The sequence below is a fragment of the Janibacter zhangyanbonis genome (genome assembly GCF_050507325.1).
In the GTDB taxonomy this organism is placed as follows: domain Bacteria; phylum Actinomycetota; class Actinomycetes; order Actinomycetales; family Dermatophilaceae; genus Janibacter.
In genome coordinates, this window is record NZ_CP191481.1 from 2281180 (window position 1) to 2297208 (window position 16029).

15 protein-coding genes and 2 tRNA genes are annotated in these 16029 nt (G+C 71.8%); 9 read left to right on the top strand and 8 right to left on the bottom strand.

Annotated elements, in window-relative coordinates; all coding sequences use genetic code 11:
- Nucleotides 1-3: 3 nt before the first annotated feature.
- The 3 genes from ACQBJO_RS11085 to tig form a co-directional block, all read right to left on the bottom strand.
- The gene (locus ACQBJO_RS11085) at nucleotides 4-741 is read right to left on the bottom strand and encodes a PaaI family thioesterase (RefSeq protein WP_421007346.1); all 738 of its coding nucleotides are present in this window, start codon (nucleotides 739-741) and stop codon (nucleotides 4-6) included.
- An 88-nt stretch (nucleotides 742-829) separates the two neighbouring features.
- Entirely contained in the window at nucleotides 830-1996 is a 1167-nt protein-coding gene (locus tag ACQBJO_RS11090) for an MFS transporter (RefSeq protein ID WP_421007347.1), read from the bottom strand.
- An 81-nt stretch (nucleotides 1997-2077) separates the two neighbouring features.
- Nucleotides 2078-3436 carry a trigger factor gene (tig, locus tag ACQBJO_RS11095; protein ID WP_421007348.1) on the bottom strand — a complete coding sequence of 453 codons (1359 nt, stop codon included), beginning with the start codon at nucleotides 3434-3436 and terminating at the stop codon, nucleotides 2078-2080.
- A 166-nt stretch (nucleotides 3437-3602) separates the two neighbouring features.
- On the opposite strand from tig, the gene ACQBJO_RS11100 reads away from it, so the two are divergent.
- Complete coding sequence (locus tag ACQBJO_RS11100; protein ID WP_421007349.1) at nucleotides 3603-4130, top strand: hypothetical protein; 528 nt, start codon at nucleotides 3603-3605, stop codon at nucleotides 4128-4130.
- 41 nt (nucleotides 4131-4171) lie between these two features.
- Nucleotides 4172-4990, top strand: coding sequence for a dienelactone hydrolase family protein (locus tag ACQBJO_RS11105; protein ID WP_421007350.1), 819 nt, complete (start codon nucleotides 4172-4174; stop codon nucleotides 4988-4990).
- Nucleotides 4991-4999: 9 nt separating this feature from the next.
- Here the strand turns inward: ACQBJO_RS11105 and ACQBJO_RS11110 are convergent.
- Nucleotides 5000-5076, bottom strand: a tRNA-Pro gene (locus tag ACQBJO_RS11110).
- A 91-nt stretch (nucleotides 5077-5167) separates the two neighbouring features.
- Here ACQBJO_RS11110 and ACQBJO_RS11115 point away from each other — a divergent pair.
- From ACQBJO_RS11115 to ACQBJO_RS11135, 5 genes are all read left to right on the top strand, one after another.
- Nucleotides 5168-5241, top strand: a tRNA-Gly gene (locus ACQBJO_RS11115).
- 79 nt (nucleotides 5242-5320) lie between these two features.
- A complete protein-coding gene (efeU, locus tag ACQBJO_RS11120) occupies nucleotides 5321-6199 on the top strand; it encodes an iron uptake transporter permease EfeU (protein ID WP_421007351.1) in 879 nt (292 codons plus the stop codon).
- Entirely contained in the window at nucleotides 6196-7353 is a 1158-nt protein-coding gene (efeO, locus tag ACQBJO_RS11125; RefSeq protein ID WP_421007352.1) for an iron uptake system protein EfeO, read from the top strand. The genes efeU and efeO overlap by 4 nt, the downstream gene beginning before the upstream one ends.
- A gap of 2 nt (nucleotides 7354-7355) precedes the next feature.
- The gene (gene efeB / locus ACQBJO_RS11130) at nucleotides 7356-8681 is read left to right on the top strand and encodes an iron uptake transporter deferrochelatase/peroxidase subunit (protein WP_421007353.1); all 1326 of its coding nucleotides are present in this window, start codon (nucleotides 7356-7358) and stop codon (nucleotides 8679-8681) included.
- 86 nt (nucleotides 8682-8767) lie between these two features.
- Nucleotides 8768-9340: an AMIN-like domain-containing (lipo)protein gene (locus ACQBJO_RS11135; protein ID WP_421007354.1), complete on the top strand. Its 573-nt coding sequence runs from the start codon at nucleotides 8768-8770 to the stop codon at nucleotides 9338-9340.
- Nucleotides 9341-9376: 36 nt separating this feature from the next.
- Here the strand turns inward: ACQBJO_RS11135 and trmB are convergent, their stop codons facing one another.
- The 4 genes from trmB to ACQBJO_RS11155 form a co-directional block, all read right to left on the bottom strand.
- Nucleotides 9377-10093: a tRNA (guanosine(46)-N7)-methyltransferase TrmB gene (trmB, locus tag ACQBJO_RS11140; protein ID WP_421007355.1), complete on the bottom strand. Its 717-nt coding sequence runs from the start codon at nucleotides 10091-10093 to the stop codon at nucleotides 9377-9379.
- Between the two features lie 58 nt (nucleotides 10094-10151).
- Nucleotides 10152-11234, bottom strand: coding sequence for a PP2C family protein-serine/threonine phosphatase (locus ACQBJO_RS11145; protein ID WP_421007356.1), 1083 nt, complete (start codon nucleotides 11232-11234; stop codon nucleotides 10152-10154).
- Nucleotides 11235-11384: 150 nt separating this feature from the next.
- Nucleotides 11385-11852, bottom strand: a complete 468-nt coding sequence (locus ACQBJO_RS11150) for a ribose-5-phosphate isomerase (RefSeq protein WP_421007357.1) — start codon at nucleotides 11850-11852, stop codon at nucleotides 11385-11387.
- Nucleotides 11853-11863: 11 nt separating this feature from the next.
- Nucleotides 11864-12466 carry a DsbA family protein gene (locus tag ACQBJO_RS11155; protein WP_421007358.1) on the bottom strand — a complete coding sequence of 201 codons (603 nt, stop codon included), beginning with the start codon at nucleotides 12464-12466 and terminating at the stop codon, nucleotides 11864-11866.
- Nucleotides 12467-12540: 74 nt separating this feature from the next.
- On the opposite strand from ACQBJO_RS11155, the gene pepN reads away from it, so the two are divergent.
- Both pepN and ACQBJO_RS11165 read left to right on the top strand, forming a co-directional pair.
- Nucleotides 12541-15099, top strand: a complete 2559-nt coding sequence (pepN, locus tag ACQBJO_RS11160; protein WP_421007359.1) for an aminopeptidase N — start codon at nucleotides 12541-12543, stop codon at nucleotides 15097-15099.
- On the top strand, nucleotides 15096-16010 hold the full coding sequence (locus ACQBJO_RS11165) for a mechanosensitive ion channel family protein (protein WP_421007360.1): 915 nt from the start codon (nucleotides 15096-15098) through the stop codon (nucleotides 16008-16010). The genes pepN and ACQBJO_RS11165 overlap by 4 nt, the downstream gene beginning before the upstream one ends.
- The last annotated feature ends 19 nt before the right edge of the window (nucleotides 16011-16029 follow it).

Below are 16029 nucleotides of genomic sequence, written 5' to 3' on the forward strand. Positions count from 1 at the left end.
ACGCTACGACGTGGCGGTGCCCTCCGCCGTGTCGGTGCTGCCCTCGACCGACGCACCCGCCGGCGGGTCGAAGTCCCCGGCGTCACCGGTCGGCGTGCCCAGGTGCTCACGGGCCCACCGCGGGACGACGAAGAGCGCCTCCGCCTCGGCCGTCACCCGTCCCTGCGGGTCGACGATCTCGCCGCTGGCGAAGACCTTCCACCCCTCGAGCCGGTCGACGCGGGCGCGGCAGACGTGGTCGGTCCCCAGCAGCGTCGGCCGGCGGTAGGTGGTGTTGAGGTAGGCCGTCAGGCCGGGCACCCCGCGCTTGGCCGCGGCCGTGCCGAGGACCTGGTCGAGGACCGAGGCGACGAAGCCGCCGTGCACGCACCCGGGCGGTCCCTCGTAGGCGGCTCCGAGGGAAAAGGTGCACGCCACTCCCCCTTCGTCATCGGTCATGACGAGGGGCGGGGCGATGGGGTTGCGCATGCCGACCATGGGGTTGGCGTGGTCGCGCAAGCGACCGTCGCTGCTCGTCTCGACGCCGAGCGGACCCTCCTGCGACCGCTCGAGCAGCCGGGCCACGAGCACGTCGACCTGGGCGGCAACCTCGTCGAGGACCGGACCCTCGTGACGGGTGCGCACGGTGGCGTCGACGAGCCGACCGACGGCGCGGGCGAGGTCGCCCTGCGCCCGCTCGAGCTCGGCCAGGGCCTGCGGGTCCTCGACGGGGAAGGGCGAGGGGAAGGTGCCGTCGGTCATGCGTCCTCCTCGTGAGTGGCGGTTGAACACGCGTTCAATCTCCGCATCACCCTAGGGTAATGCGGGTTCAGGTCGGTGGTCGGGCGGCTCAGCCGCGCGCCGCGCCGCGCTCGCAGACGGCGGGGACGGCGAGCACCGCCGGCACCGCGAGCAGGCCGACGAGCAGCAGCGAGCGCAGGACGCCGACGTGGTCGCCGAGCATGCCGAGCAGGGGCGGTCCGACGATGAAGGCGAGGTAGCCGATCGTCGAGACCACCGACAACCGGGCCGCGGCCCGGCGCGGGTCGTCGGCGGCCGCACTCATGCCCGTGGGGAAGCCCAGGCTCGCGCCGACACCCCACAGCACGACGCCGACGAAAGCCAGCGCCGTCGTGCCGAGCACGACGAGCAGCGAGCCGACCGCCGCCAGCGCGAAGAGGACCCGCAGCACGACCACCCGGCCGTGGCGGTCGAGCAGGCGCACCCCGAGGAGCCGGCCGGCGGTCATCGCCGCGAGGAAGGTCGCGAAGGCGAGCACCCCGATCTCCTCCGGCTGGTCGTGGCCCTCGGTGACGGCCAGGGCGATCCAGTCGTTGGCCGTGCCCTCGGTGAGGGCGGCGACGAGCACGACGACGCCGATGGCCAGGGTCCGCGGCTCGCGCCAGGCGCTGCCGGGTCGCCCCGCGACGTCACCTTCCTCCCCCGCCTCGAGCCGGCGGGGCAGGAAGCCGCGCGGGATCCACAGCCCGACGACGAGGACGAGAGCGGCGACGACGGCCAGGTGGGCGAGGACCGGGACACCGGCGCGGACGATCCCCGCCGCGGCGAGCGCGCCGACCACCGTGCCGCCGGAGAAGAAGGCGTGGAAGACCGGCATGACGGTGCGGCCGAGCTGCTGCTCGACGGCCGCCCCCTCGTGGTTCATCGACACGTCCCACAGCGAGATACCGACGGCGATGACGAAGATCGCCGCAGCCGTCGCGGGCGCGCTCGCGAGCACGTCGACGGCCAGTCCCAGCCCGAGGAGGCCGAGCACGACGACGACCACGCCGATCATCACCGCGCGGGCGGCACCCACGGCCGTGATGACCCGCCCGGCGAGGGGCAGGGAGACGACCGAGCCGAGGGCGCCGAAGAGCAGCGTGCGGCCGAGCTCACCGGGCGTGAGGTCGAGCTGGGCGCGGATGGCCGGGATCCGCGCCGCCCACGTCGAGAAGGCCAGCCCGGAGACCGCGAAGGTCGCGAGCACGGCATTGCGTGCGGTGGTGGTCGCCATGGCGGGCTCCCTCCTGGGGACGGACGAAGGGGGGTCACCGCACGTGGCGGCGACCCCCCTTCGTCGGGGTGGTGCTGGGGGTCAGGCCTGCTCGTCGGCCGTCTCGGCGGTCTCCTCGGCCGGAGCCTCGGTGGCCTCGTCGTCGAGCTCCTCGACGTCACCGGTGCGCTCGCCCTCGGGGACGATGTCGTCCAGGTCGATGGCATTGCCGTCGGCGTCGACGATCTTGGCCTTGTCGAGGGCCGCGGCCAGCGCCTTGCGGCGGGCGACCTCGGCCACCATCGACTGGACCTGGCCCTGCTGGTCGAGCAGCTGGGCGAACTGGTTGGGGTCCATGCCGTACTGCTGCGACTGCATGATGAGGTACTCGACGAGCTCGGGCTGGCCGACCTCGATCTCCTCGGTCTTGGCCAGGGCGTCGAGCAGGAACTGGGTCTTGAGCGTCGAGCGGGTCGACTCGTCGACCTCGGCACGGTGCTCGTCGTCCTCGAGACGACCCTCCTGCTCGAGGTGCTGGTTGACCTCTGCCTCGATGATGCCCTCGGGCAGCGGGATCTCGGTGTTGGACAGCAGGTGGTCGAGGACCTTGTCGCGGGCCTGGATGCCCTGCTCGAACTTCTTCGACTGCTCGGCCTGCTTCGCGACGTCGGCGCGCAGCTCCTCGGCGGTGTCGAACTCGCTCGCCATCTGGGCGAAGTCGTCGTCGACCTCGGGCAGCTCGCGCTCCTTGACCGACTGGACCGTGACGGTGCAGTCGGCGGACTGGCCGGCCTTGTCGCCACCGGCGAGCGGGGCGGAGAAGTCCTTGGTCTCGCCCTTCGACATGCCGACGAGCGCCTCGTCGAGGCCCTCGAGCATGTTGCCGGAGCCGATCTCGTAGGAGACGCCCTCGACGGCGTCGACGTCCTCGCCGTCCATCGTCGCCTTGAGGTCGATGGAGACGAAGTCGCCGGTCTGGGCGGCGCGCTCGACACCGACCAGGGTGCCGAAGCGCTCGCGCAGCTCGGTGAGCTTGGCCTCGACGTCCTCGTCGGTGACCTGGAGGTTGTCGACCTGGATCTCGATGCCGTCGTAGTCGGGGAGGGTGACCTCGGGGCGCACGTCGACCTCGACGGTGAACTTCAGCTGCTCGCCGTCGGTCATCGGGACCTCGGTGATGTCGACCTCGGGCTGGCCGATCGGCTCGACACCGGTCTCGTCGACGGCCTGGCCGAAGAACTCGGGGAGGGCCTCGTTGACGGCCTCCTGGATGACCGCGCCCTTGCCGACCCGCTGCTCGATGATGCGGGTGGGCACCTTGCCCTGGCGGAAGCCGGGCACGTTGATCTGGGACCCGATGGACTTCAGGGCCGCGTCGACGTGCGGCTGGAGCTCCTCGCTCGGGACCTCGACGGTCAGCTTGACCCGGGTCGGGCTGAGGTTCTCGACGGCACTCTTCACTGCAGGCACTCCACACGATCTGGACGACGAAGGGGGTTGCGGCGCAGGCTGTCGGGTCCGCTGGACGGCCCTCCGGCGCGCACGCACCGTCCCGGGTGTCCGGGACACAAGCAGTCACTCTATCCGTTGCCCGCCCGCAGGCCGAATGCGCCGCTACCTTGGCCCCATGAGCGCCGACCGCGAGTCCTTCGTCCGCACCCGCCTGCAGAGCCTGCGCATCATCGCCGGATCGCTCATCGGGGCCCTGGTGATCTTCGCCGTCGTCGCGGTCGTCGTCCTCGGGCTCGAGGAGTACCCGTCGCCGGTCACGGCCGCGGCGCTCTTCGCGATCAACGTCGCGGCCTTCATCGTCGTCGAGGTCGTCGGCTACCGGACCCCGGCGGTCCCCCGCGACGCCGACGAGGACACCGCCCTGCGGATCGGGCTCGACGCCCTCCAGCAGACGACCATCACCCGCTTCGCCATCATTGAGGCGCCCGCGCTCCTGTCGCTCGCCTGGGCCTTCACGACCGGGTCGGCGTGGGCCTACCTCGTCGGCGGGTTCTGGGCGCTGCTGTCCATGGCCTGGCACGTGTGGCCCACCCGCCGGGTCGCGGCCCGCCTCGAGCGCAGCCTCGACCGCGAAGGGGGCCGCTCGCGGCTGTCCGAGGTCGTGGGCGGCGGCGCCGCCACCCCCGGCGTCCAGCAGTACTGACCGGCCGACCTGCGGCCTGGCGAGATCGAGCGAGGAATGACGTGGCCGACGACCCCCTGACCGACTTCACCCGCGAGGGCTTCGACCACGAGGGCACCGACCACACGGTGCTGCGCTCGGGCACCGGCCCGGCCGTCGTCGTCATCGCCGAGTTCCCCGGCATCACGCCGCAGGTCGCGGCCTTCGCCCGGAGGGTGCGCGACCTCGGCTGCACCGTCGTCCTGCCCGACCTCTTCGGCGTCGCCGGGCGCGACGCGCTGGCGGGGTCCTCCCTTCGCATCGCGGCCGGTGGTGTCCGCACGGCGGCGCAAGTGTGCGTCAGCCGGGAGTTCTCCCTCCTCGCGCTCGGGCGCACCTCGCCGGTGATCCCGTGGCTGCGGGCCCTCGCTCGCGCCGAGCACGCCCGGTGCGGTGGCCCCGGGGTCGGCGCCGTCGGCATGTGCCTGACCGGCGGCTTCGCCCTGGCCATGGTGACGGACGAGAGCGTCCTCGCCCCGGTGCTCTCCCAGCCCTCGCTCCCCCTGCCCGTCGGCCGCCGACGCCGGGAGACGACCGACATCAGCGAGGAGGACCTCGCGATCGTCGAGCAGCGCTGTGCCGCTGGGCTGCAGGTGCTCGGGGTGCGCTTCGAGGGCGACCGGCTCTCGCCGGGGTCGCGCTTCGCGACGCTGCGGCGACGGCTGGGCGACGCCTTCGTGGTAGTCGAGCTGCCGGACGACTCGGCCAACCCCGACGGCTTCGGTGCGCCGCACTCGGTCCTGACCACGCACCTCGTCGACCGCGAGGGCGAGCCGACCCGCGCCGCGCTCGACGAGGTCCTCGACCTCTTCCGCCAGCGCCTGCTGCGCAGGCCCTCCTGAGACCTCAGATGGTCGGGGTAGCCGGATTCGAACCGACGGCCTTCCGCTCCCAAAGCGGACGCGCTACCAACCTGCGCCATACCCCGCGCGCCCCGATTGTGACCGGGCCACGAGCGGGCACTAGGCTAACGCCTGCTCTTCCAACGGCTGCGCCCCAGGCGTGCTCGAGGGGAGCGCGCGGGCGTAGCTCAATGGTAGAGCCCCAGTCTTCCAAACTGGCTACGCGGGTTCGATTCCCGTCGCCCGCTCCACACGCCGTGGCGATCATCTCGTGAGACATTCGCCCGTCCTTAGGTGAGGCTCACCTAAGGAGGAGTACATTCCTGCTTCGTGCTCGCCAACTACCTCATCGGACTGCGCGAGGGCCTCGAAGCGGCCCTCGTCGTCAGCATCCTCGTGGCCTACCTCGTCAAGAGCGACCGACGCCACCTCCTCTCCCGCATCTGGCTCGGCGTCGCCGCGGCCGTGCTCGTCAGCCTCGGCTTCGGCGCCCTGCTGACCTTCGGCCCGCGCGGCCTGACCTTCGAGGCCCAGGAGCTCATCGGCGGTGGGCTCTCGATCATCGCGGTCGGCTTCGTCACCTGGATGATCTTCTGGATGGCCCGCACCGCCCGGGGGCTCGGCGGCGAGCTGCGCGGCCGGATCGACGCCGCGTCCGAGGGCAGCGCCTGGGGCCTCGTCCTCGTCGCCGTCCTCGCGGTGGGTCGCGAGGGCCTCGAGACCGCGCTCTTCCTGTGGGCGACCTCCCGCGCCACGAGCAGCGACGGCGGCTCGACGTGGACCCCGCTGCTCGGGGCCGTGCTCGGCCTGGCCACGGCCGTCGTCCTCGGCTGGCTGATCTACCGCGGCGCGATCTCGATCAACCTGTCGACCTTCTTCACCTGGACCGGCGCCTTCCTCGTCGTCGTGGCCGCCGGCGTCCTCGCCTACGGCATCCACGACCTGCAGGAGGCGCGCTTCCTGCCCGGGCTGCACGACCTCGCCTTCGACGTCTCGCACATCGTCGACCCCAACACCTGGTACGCCGCCCTGCTCAAGGGGATCTTCAACTTCACCCCGCAGACGACCGTGCTGCAGGCCATCGCCTGGGTCGCCTACGTCGTCCCCGTGCTCACGCTCTTCCTCGTCGGCGCCCGCCGACGCACCCGCCCGGCCGCACCGGCCTCCCCTTCGCTCGCCACCACGACCGCCTCCAAGGACGCCCGATGACCCTCCGCCACCTCACCGCCGTCGCCCTGCTCGTGCCGGCCCTGGCCGCCTGCACCTCCAACTCCCCCTCCGGCGACGCGAAGGGGGACGATCGCACCATCGCCGTCACGTCCACCGACGACGGCTGCGAGGTCTCGACCGCCGAGGTGCCCGAGGGCGCCGTGACCTTCAAGGTCAAGAACGCCGGGACCAAGGTCACGGAGTTCTACCTCCTCGGCGAGGACGGGCTGCGGATCGTCGGCGAGGTGGAGAACATCGGGCCCGACCTCGCCCGCGACCTCGTCGTCAACGTCCCGGCCGGCAGCTACACGACGGCCTGCAAGCCCGGCATGGTCGGCGAGGGCATCCGCGCCGACTTCACCGTCGCGACGTCGAAGGGCTCAACCGTCGCGGCCGGTGACCAGGCCACCGTCGCCCAGGCGGAGAAGAACTACGCGGCCTACGTCAAGGACCAGTCCGACCAGCTGCTCACCAAGACGACGACGTTCGTCGACCTCTACGAGGCCGGCAAGGACGACGAGGCGCGCGAGCTCTACGCGCAGGCCCGGGTCCACTGGGAGCGCATCGAGACCGTCGCCGAGTCCTTCGGCGACCTCGACCCCAAGATGGACGCCCGCGAGGCCGACCTCGAGCCCGGCCAGAAGTGGACCGGCTGGCACCGGATCGAGAAGGACCTGTGGCCGCAGGAGGCCAAGGACTACACGCCGCTCACCGACGCCGAGCGCACGACCTTCGGCGACGACCTGCTGAAGAACACGAAGACCCTCGACAGCCGCATCCAGAAGATGAGCTTCACCGTCGACCAGATCGCCAACGGCTCGCGAGGGCTGCTCGAGGAGGTCGCGACCGGCAAGGTCACCGGCGAGGAGGAGGCCTGGTCGCACACCGACCTGTGGGACTTCCAGGCCAATGTCGACGGCGCCAAGGTCGGCTACGACGGCGTCCGGCCGATCCTCATGGACAACGGCAACTCCGCCCTGGCCAAGCAGCTCGACTCCCGCTTCGCGGAGCTGCAGGACCTGCTCGACGAGCACAAGAAGGGCGACGGCTTCGTCTCCTACACCGACCTGAGCAAGGACGAGGTCAAGGAGCTGTCGGACGCGGTCAACGCGCTGTCCGAGCCGCTGTCCAAGCTCACCGCGGCGGTCGTCTGACGATGAGCGAGGAGCCGCGCCAGGAGCCGTCGCAGGAGTCGCCCGAGCAGCCGCAGGAGCGTGCGGGGCGCACCCCCTCGCGTCGGGCGATGCTCGGCACGGGTGCGGTCGCGGCCGCCGTGGGCGTCGCCGGCGGCTTCGGCGCGGGACGGGCCACCGCGGCCGAGCCGACGAAGGGGGCGACCTCCTCCCCCTTCGCCCTGCGGGGTGCCCACCAGCCGGGGATCACGACCCCGGTCCAGGACCGGCTGCACTTCGCGGCCTTCGACGTCACGACGACGTCGCGGGCGCGGCTGATCTCGCTGCTCAAGGAGTGGACCGAGGCCGCCGAGCGGATGATGGCGGGCGGCTCCGCGGGGCCGATCGGTCCCGTCGAGGGCGACTACCGGCTGCCGCCGGACGACACCGGTGAGGCGATCGGGCTGCCGCCCTCGCGCCTGACGATCACCTTCGGCTTCGGCCCGGGGCTCTTCGCCGACGCTGACGGCAAGGACCGCTTCGGCCTGGCAGACCGGAGGCCGGCGGCGCTCGAGCCGCTCCCCCACTTCCCCGGTGACCTCCTCGACCCCGCGCGCAGCGGCGGCGACCTGTGCGTCCAGGCCTGCGCCGACGACCCGCAGGTGGCCGTCCACGCGATCCGCAACCTGGCCCGAGTCGGCATGGGCACCGTCGCGGTGCGCTGGTCGCAGCTCGGCTTCGGCCGCACCTCGAGCACGACGAGCGGGCAGGCGACTCCCCGCAACCTCTTCGGCTTCAAGGACGGGACGAAGAACATCCTCGCCGAGGAGACCGACGCGCTCGACGAGCACGTGTGGGTCCAGCCCGAGGACGACGGCGCGCCGTGGCTCGCCGGCGGGTCCTACCTCGCCGTCCGGCGGATCAACATGGTCATCGAGACCTGGGACCGGCAGGGTCTGGCCGACCAGGAGGCGGTCATCGGGCGCACGAAGTCCTCGGGGGCGCCGCTGTCCGGTGGCGAGGAGCACGCCGACCCCGACTTCACGATGCCCGGCCGCGGCGGCCCGATCGTGCCCACGGACTCGCACGTCGCCGTCGTGCACCCCGACCACAACGACGGCGTGCGCATCCTGCGCCGGGGGTACAACTTCGTCGACGGGTCGACCGACCTCGGAACGCTCGACGCCGGCCTGTTCTTCCTCGCCTACGTGCGCGACCCCTCAACCCACTTCATCCCGATGCAGACGGCGATGGCCAAGAACGACGCGATGATGGAGTACCTGAAGTTCACCGGCTCCGCGCTCTTCGCCGTGCCCCCGGGCGCTGGTGAGGGCGAGTACATCGGGCAGGCGCTCTTCGCGACGTCGTGACCCGGCCGGGGCAACCCTCGAGCCGGCTCGTGCGTCTTCATCCATGACGCGGGCAACGCGGCCCCGTCGGACGAAGGGGGACTCTGATGACCACTCGCACGCACACCCGGATCGGTCTCGGGGTGAGCGCAGCAGCCGCGGCCCTGCTGCTCACCGCGCCCGCAGCCGCACCAGCGACCTCGGCCACCACCGCCTGCAGCACCACGTGGGGCTCGCTCGCCAAGTCCCGGGGCACGCACCACAGCCTCGGCACGCTCTCGGACGTCCGCTCCGGGCGGCACACGTGCTTCGACCGGCTCGTCGTCGACGTCGACCAGCCGCACCGCTCGCTGTCCTACGACGTCCGCTACGTCCCGACCTTCTCCGAGGACGGCAGCGGCAAGGTCATCCCCCTTCGCGGTGGGGCCAAGCTGCAGGTCGTCGTGCGCACGCCGGCCTACGACGAGGACTTCGACCCGACCTACTCGCCGGCCGACCGCACGGAGCTCGTCGACACCTCGGGCTACCGCACCTTCCGCCAGGTGGCCTGGGGCGGGAGCTGGGAGGGCCAGTCCACGCTGGGCATCGGCACGCGGGCCCGCCTGCCCTTCAAGGTCACCGAGCTCGCCGGCCCCGGCGACCGCTCGCGCCTCGTCATCGACGTCGCGCACACCTGGTGACGCCTCCGGCCGGCCGCCGGACCGCCACGGGCCCGGTCACCCTCGCTCGGTGACCCGGAACTCGTGGATCTCGCGGCCGGCCGCACGGCCCTTGTCCTCGAAGCCCGCCGACGGGCGCCACGCGGGACGCTCGCCCTCGACGACGGCCACCCGCGGGTGCTGCGCGAGCTGCTCGCGCACGTGCTCGGCATAGCTCGCGTGGTCGGTGGCGACGAGCAGGTGGCCACCGGGCCGCAGCCGCTCGAGCACGAGGTCGAGAGTGTCCTGCTGGACGAAGCGCCGCTTGGCGTGACGCGCCTTGGGCCACGGGTCGGGGAAGAAGAGGTGCACGGCCTCGAGCTGATCGCGGCCGACGCACTCGATGAGGTACTCCAGGGCGTCTCCGCGGAAGGTCCGCACGTTGTCCAGGCCCTCGCGCTCGGCCTTCTCCATCAGCGTGGCCACGCCCGGCACGTGCACCTCGGCCGCGATGATCCCGTGCTCGGGGTGCTCGCGGGCGTAGGCCACCGCGGCCTCGCCGTAGCCGGACCCGATCTCGAGGACGACGGGCAGGTCTCGGCCGAAGATCTGGATCGGGTCCAGGGGCGTCGTCGGGACGGCGTAGCGCGGCAGGAGCCGCTCCATGAGCTCCTCGACCCGCGGCGACATCCGCCAGCGCGGGGTGAAGGTGCGCACGGTCGCCCGGTACCGGCCGTCCGCGGTGCGCGGGGTGTCGGTCAGGGGCAGCTTGTGCGGGTCGGGCTCGGAGGTCACGGCCGCAAGGATACGGCGCGGCGGCACCGTCAGATCGCCGACGCGGGACGAAGGGGGGTCAGTCTCGCCACACGAGGACGGCGGCGCGATCGTCCTCGACCCCGGCGCGGCCGCCGGCGACGAGCCGCTTGGCCAGACCCGAGAAGCCTTGCGCGACACGGGCCTCCGCCTGCCCGAGCATCCAGTCGATGCCGTCGTCGAGGTCGCGCTGGCGCGACTCGATGATGCCGTCGGTGTAGACGAGCAGCGCGTCGCCGCGCTGCAGGACGGTGTGGGCGGGGGTGTAGTGCGTGCCGGGCAGCAGGCCCAGGGCCGGGCCGCGCTGGTCGTCGAGCGCCGACCACCGGCCGCAGCCCGCGTCGTAGTGCATCGCCGGCGGGTGGCCGGCCGTGAAGACGAGGGTCTCGCCGGTCACGAGGTCCATGTGCACGTGCACGGCGGTGGCAAATCCCTCGTCCCAGCCGTCACGCTCGAGGAACTCGTTGGCCATCGGCAGGACCTCCTGCGGGGCGCTGCCGCCGATGACTCCCCCGATGGCGCCGGCGAGGACGAGCGCGCGGGTGCCGGCCTCCTGCCCCTTGCCGCTGACGTCGGCGAGGACCATCTCGAGGGTGTTGCCGCAGCGGCTCGTCGTCGCGACGTTGAAGTCGCCGGCGAAGGCGCTGCCGTGGGCGGTGGCGAAGGAGCGCTCGGCGTGCCAGCCACGCGGCAGGGTCGGGATCGCGCCCATGCCGTGCAGTCGCGAGCGCAGGTCGCCGAGCATGCGGTCACCGGCGAAGGCGGCGACGCCGTGGCTGGAGCGTGAGGCGGCGATGGCGTACATCAGGCCGAGCGAGAGCAGCAGGGGAAGGTGACGGGCCACCCCTTCGCCCGAGGCGACCGTCGACCACAGGAGGTAGGCGAGGACGAGCGCGAAGACGACGCGGACCTGGCCGATCGGGCAGAGGGTGGCCGCGAGCAGGCAGGGCGGCACGAGCGCGACGAGCGGGACCGCCTCCGGCCAGACGACGTGGGCGGCGGCGACGAGCACGACGGCGGCGACGACACCGACGACGAGAGGGGTGCTGCTGGTCGATGACATCGCCCACGACGGCTGGCGTCGCTCGGACCACAGGGTCCGGCTGGGCAGGATGGCGGACAAACGTCTTCTCCCCGGTCGTTCGTCACGGCCCCGTCCGGGACCGTTGACCGCACCCTAGGCGCCGATTTGCCTGTCTGTGAAGGGTTGTGACCAATCAGAGACCCGCCGCACACACCGTGCGACGGGTCTCTGGTGCTATGGGATCCGCGGTCAGGGCAGGGGCGGGACCGTGCCGTCGACCTCGAAGGCGCTCACCATGTCGATGCGGCGCTGGTGGCGCTCCTCGCCGGTGAAGTCGGTGGCGAGGAAGACGCGGACCATCTCCTTGGCCTCCTCGACCGACTGCATGCGGCCACCCATCGACAGCACCTGGGCGTCGTTGTGCTCGCGGGCCAGGCGGGCCAGCTCGGCGTTGTAGCACAGGGCCGCTCGGATGCCGGCGACCTTGTTGGCCGCCATCTGCTCGCCGTTGCCGGAGCCCCCGAGGACGATGCCGCGGCTGCCCGGGTCGGCCGCGACGGCCTGGGCTGCACGGATGACGAAGACCGGGTAGTCGTCGAGGGCGTCGTAGGCGAAGGGCCCGTGGTCGGTGACCTCGTGGCCCTCGTCGGCGAGGAAGGTGAGCAGCTCCTGGTGGAGCTCGAAGGCGGCGTGGTCGCCGCCGATGTGGACGCGCAAGGAAGTGCCTCTCAGTCGAAGATCGGGTCGCGGGTGCGGGAGCGCTTGAGCTCGAAGAAGCCGTCGGTGCCGGCGACGAGGACGCAGCCGTCCCACAGTCGGCCGGCGGCCTCTCCCTTGGGCGCCGGCGAGACGACCGGGCCGAAGAAGGCGGTGTCCGCCACGGAGATCACGGGCGTGCCCACGTCGTCGCCGACGAGGGCGATGGCGCGGTCGTGGCTCTCGCGCAGGAAGGCGTCGTGCTCGTCGGTGTCGGCGGCCTCGATGAGCTCGGCCGGCAGGCCGACCTCGGCGAGCGCGGCGGCCGTGGCGGCGACGAAGTCGCGCTCACCACCGAGGTGCAGGCGGGTCCCGATGGCGTCGTAGAGCGGCTTGGTCACCTCGTCGCCGTGCGCCTTGCGCGCGGCCGCGATGACCCGGACCGGAGCCCAGCCACGGTCCATCATCTCGCGGTACTCGTCGGGGAGGTCACGCCCTTCGTTGAGGACCGACAGGCTCATCTGCGACCAGGTGACCTCCAGGTCACGCACTTGCTCGACCTCCATGAGCCACCGGCTCGTCATCCAGGCCCAGGGGCACAGCGGGTCGAACCACATCTCCACGGTCTGCGTCATGGCGCCATCGTCTCAGACCTGTCGTCGTGCTGTGACAGCATGGCGCCAAAACGTCCCACGCGAAGGAGCAGCACGTGCCCGGGAAGAACCTCACCCGTGAGGAGGCCGCGGAGCGCGCGGCCCTCGTCACGGTCGACAGCCACGAGATCACGCTCGACCTGACGACCTCGGAGACGACCTTCGCGACGACGAGCACCATCCGCTTCAGCGCGAAGGGGGGCGCCTCCACCTTCGTGGACTTCATCGGCGAGTCCGTGGAGGGCGTCGAGCTCAACGGCACGCAGCTGGACGCCGCGGCGATCTTCGCCGACCACCGGATCCGTCTCGACGACCTCGCCGAGGACAACGTCGTGACGATCGCGGCCACGGGTCGGTACATGAACACCGGCGAGGGCCTGCACCGCTTCGTCGACCCCGTCGACGGCGAGGTCTACCTCTACACGCAGTTCGAGGTGCCCGACAGCCGCCGCATGTACCCCGTCTTCGAGCAGCCGGACCTCAAGGCGAGCTTCACGCTGACCGTCACCGCGCCGGCCCACTGGCAGGTCATCGGCAACTCCCCCACCCCCGAGCCGACCCCCGTCGAGGGTCAGGAGGGCGTGGCGACCTGGGCCTTCGCCCCGACCGAGCGGATGAGCAGCTACATCACCGCGCTCGTCGCCGGCCCCTACGACGTCGTGCGCGACTCGCTCACCTCGCGGGACAAGGAGGTGCCCCTGGGCATCTTCTGCCGCAAGTCGCTCACCCAGTACCTCGACGCCGACAACCTCTTCGCCCTGACCAAGGCGGGCTTCGCCTTCTTCGAGGAGGAGTTCGACCACGCCTACCCCTTCACGAAGTACGACCAGGTCTTCACGCCGGAGTACAACATGGGCGCGATGGAGAACGCCGGGTGCGTGACCTTCCACGAGATGTACGTCTTCCGCTCCAAGGTGCCCGACGCCCTCGTCGAGCGCCGCGCCCTCACCGTGCTGCACGAGCTGGCCCACATGTGGTTCGGCAACCTCGTGACGATGAAGTGGTGGAACGACCTGTGGCTCAACGAGTCCTTCGCCGAATGGGCCTCGACGACCTGCCAGGCCGAGGCCACCGAGTGGGCCGACGCGTGGACGACCTTCTGCACCCACGAGAAGGCTTGGGCCTACCGCCAGGACCAGCTGAGCTCGACCCACCCGATCGTCGCCCCGATCCGCGACCTCGCCGACGTCGAGGTCAACTTCGACGGCATCACCTACGCCAAGGGCGCGTCGGTGCTCAAGCAGCTCGTCGCCTATGTCGGGCGTGAGCCCTTCCGCGACGGCCTGCGCGCCTACTTCGCCAAGCACGCGTGGGGCAACACCACGCTCGACGACCTGCTCGACGAGCTCGAGGCCACCTCGGGTCGCGACCTGCGCTCCTGGTCGAAGCTGTGGCTCGAGACGGCGGGCGTCAACACCCTTCGACCGCAGGTCGAGGTCGACGACCGCGGGCACTACGTCGACGCGGTCATCGAGCAGAGCTTCGCCGAGGGCTTCGAGACGATCCGCCCGCACCGCCTCGCCGTGGGTCTCTACGACCTCGTCGACGGCACGCTGCAGCGCCGCGAGCGCATCGAGGTCGACGTCGACAGCGAGCGCACCCCGCTCCCCCAGCTCGTCGGTCAGCGCCAGCCCGACCTGCTGCTGCTCAACGACGACGACCTGACCTACGCCAAGCTGCGCCTCGACGAGCGTTCCCTCGCAACGCTGCTCGCCCACCCGACGGCCTTCGAGGACTCGCTGCCGGCGTCGCTGGCGCTGGCCTCGGCCTGGGACATGACGCGTGACGCCGAGATGCCGGCGAGCGACTACGTCGAGCTCGTCCTGCCCGTGCTCGACGGGCTGTCCGACTCGACCCTGCTGCGCACGCTCGTCGCCCAGGCCAGCACCGCCGTGCTCACCTACTCCGCGCCCGAGCACCGCGAGCAGCTGCGCCAGCAGGTCGTCACGCACCTGGCCGCCCTGGCGCAGCGCGCCGCTCCGGGCAGCGACGCCCAGCTCCAGCTCGTCACCGGCCACGCCAACCTCCTGGCCCCCGGCGACGACACGACGTGGGTCGCCGGCCTGCTCGACGGCAGCACGACGCTCGAGGGCCTGGCGGTCGACACCGACATGCGGTGGACCCTGCTCACCGGCCTGGCCGCGGCCGGGGTCGCCGACGCCGATGCCGTGGCCACGGAGGCCCAAGGGGACAACACCGCCACCGGTCGCGAGCGCGCGGCCCGGGCCGCGGCGAGCATCCCCACGGCCGAGGCCAAGGAGGCCGCGTGGCAGGCCGGCGTCGTCGCCACCGACACGCCCAACTCCGTCGTCGACGCGCACGCGCTCGGCTTCGGCCGCACCGGCGACACGGCGCTGCTCACCCCCTTCGTCCAGCGCTACCACGAGGCGCTGGAGCAGGTCTGGTCCGAGCGGACCCACGCCATCGCCGAGGGCATCGTCATCGGCTTCTACCCCATGTCGCTCGCGGGGCCGGAGCTGCTCGCCACGACGCAGACCTGGCTCGACGAGCACCCGGATGCGCCGGCAGGCCTGCGGCGCACCGTCGCCGAGAGCCGCGACACGGTGGCGCGTGCAGTGGCTGCTCAGGAGCGTGACGCAGACTCCGTGGGATGATCGACGTGCCCCACCCGCTTGCCATCGACCTCACCTGGGAGTCCGCCCTCGACTGGGCCCTCGGTGCGCCCCTGCAGATTCTCGTCACGGTCGTCGTCGCCTTCCTCGGCCGGTGGCTCGCCCACCGGGCGATCACCAAAGCGGTCGACGCGTCGATCGCCCGCAGCGAGGCCAGCCGCGCCAAGCGTGAGCGCAGCAGCGGGATCCCCGCGTCCGCCGCCAAGGAGCGTTATCGCCAGCGAACGCTGACGATGGGCTCGCTGCTGCGCAGCATCGCGACCTTCGCCATCGCCGTCATCACCGTGCTCACCGTGATGTCGCTCCTCGGGATCCCGCTCGCGCCGCTGCTGGCCTCCGCCGGAGTCGGTGGTGTCGCGCTCGGCTTCGGCGCGCAGGCCCTGGTCAAGGACTTCCTCTCCGGGATCTTCATGATCCTCGAGGACCAGTACGGCGTGGGCGACCTCATCGACACCGGCGAGGCCGTCGGCACCGTCGAGGAGGTGACGCTGCGCGTCACCCGGCTGCGCGACCCCGATGGCGTCGTGTGGTACGTCCGCAACGGCGAGATCATCCGGATCGGCAACCGCAGCCAGGGCTGGTCGACGGTGATGGTCGACATCCCCTTCAGCTACCGCGAGGACATCGAGCGGGTCCTGGAGATCATCCGGGGCACCGTCGAGCAGATCGACGACGATCCGCACTGGCACGAGGTGCTGCGCGAGGACCTGCAGGTCCTCGGCGTCGAGTCGATCACCGGGGGCACCGTCACCGTGCGAGTCCTCGCCCGCTGCGCCCCCGACGAGAACTGGGGCATCCAGCGCGAGATCCGACGTCGGGTCAAGGAGACCTTCGACCGCGAGGGCATCGCGGGTCCCCCGATCCCGATGTCCGGTGGCGGGCACCAGATCTGAGTACGCTCGGCACCACTGA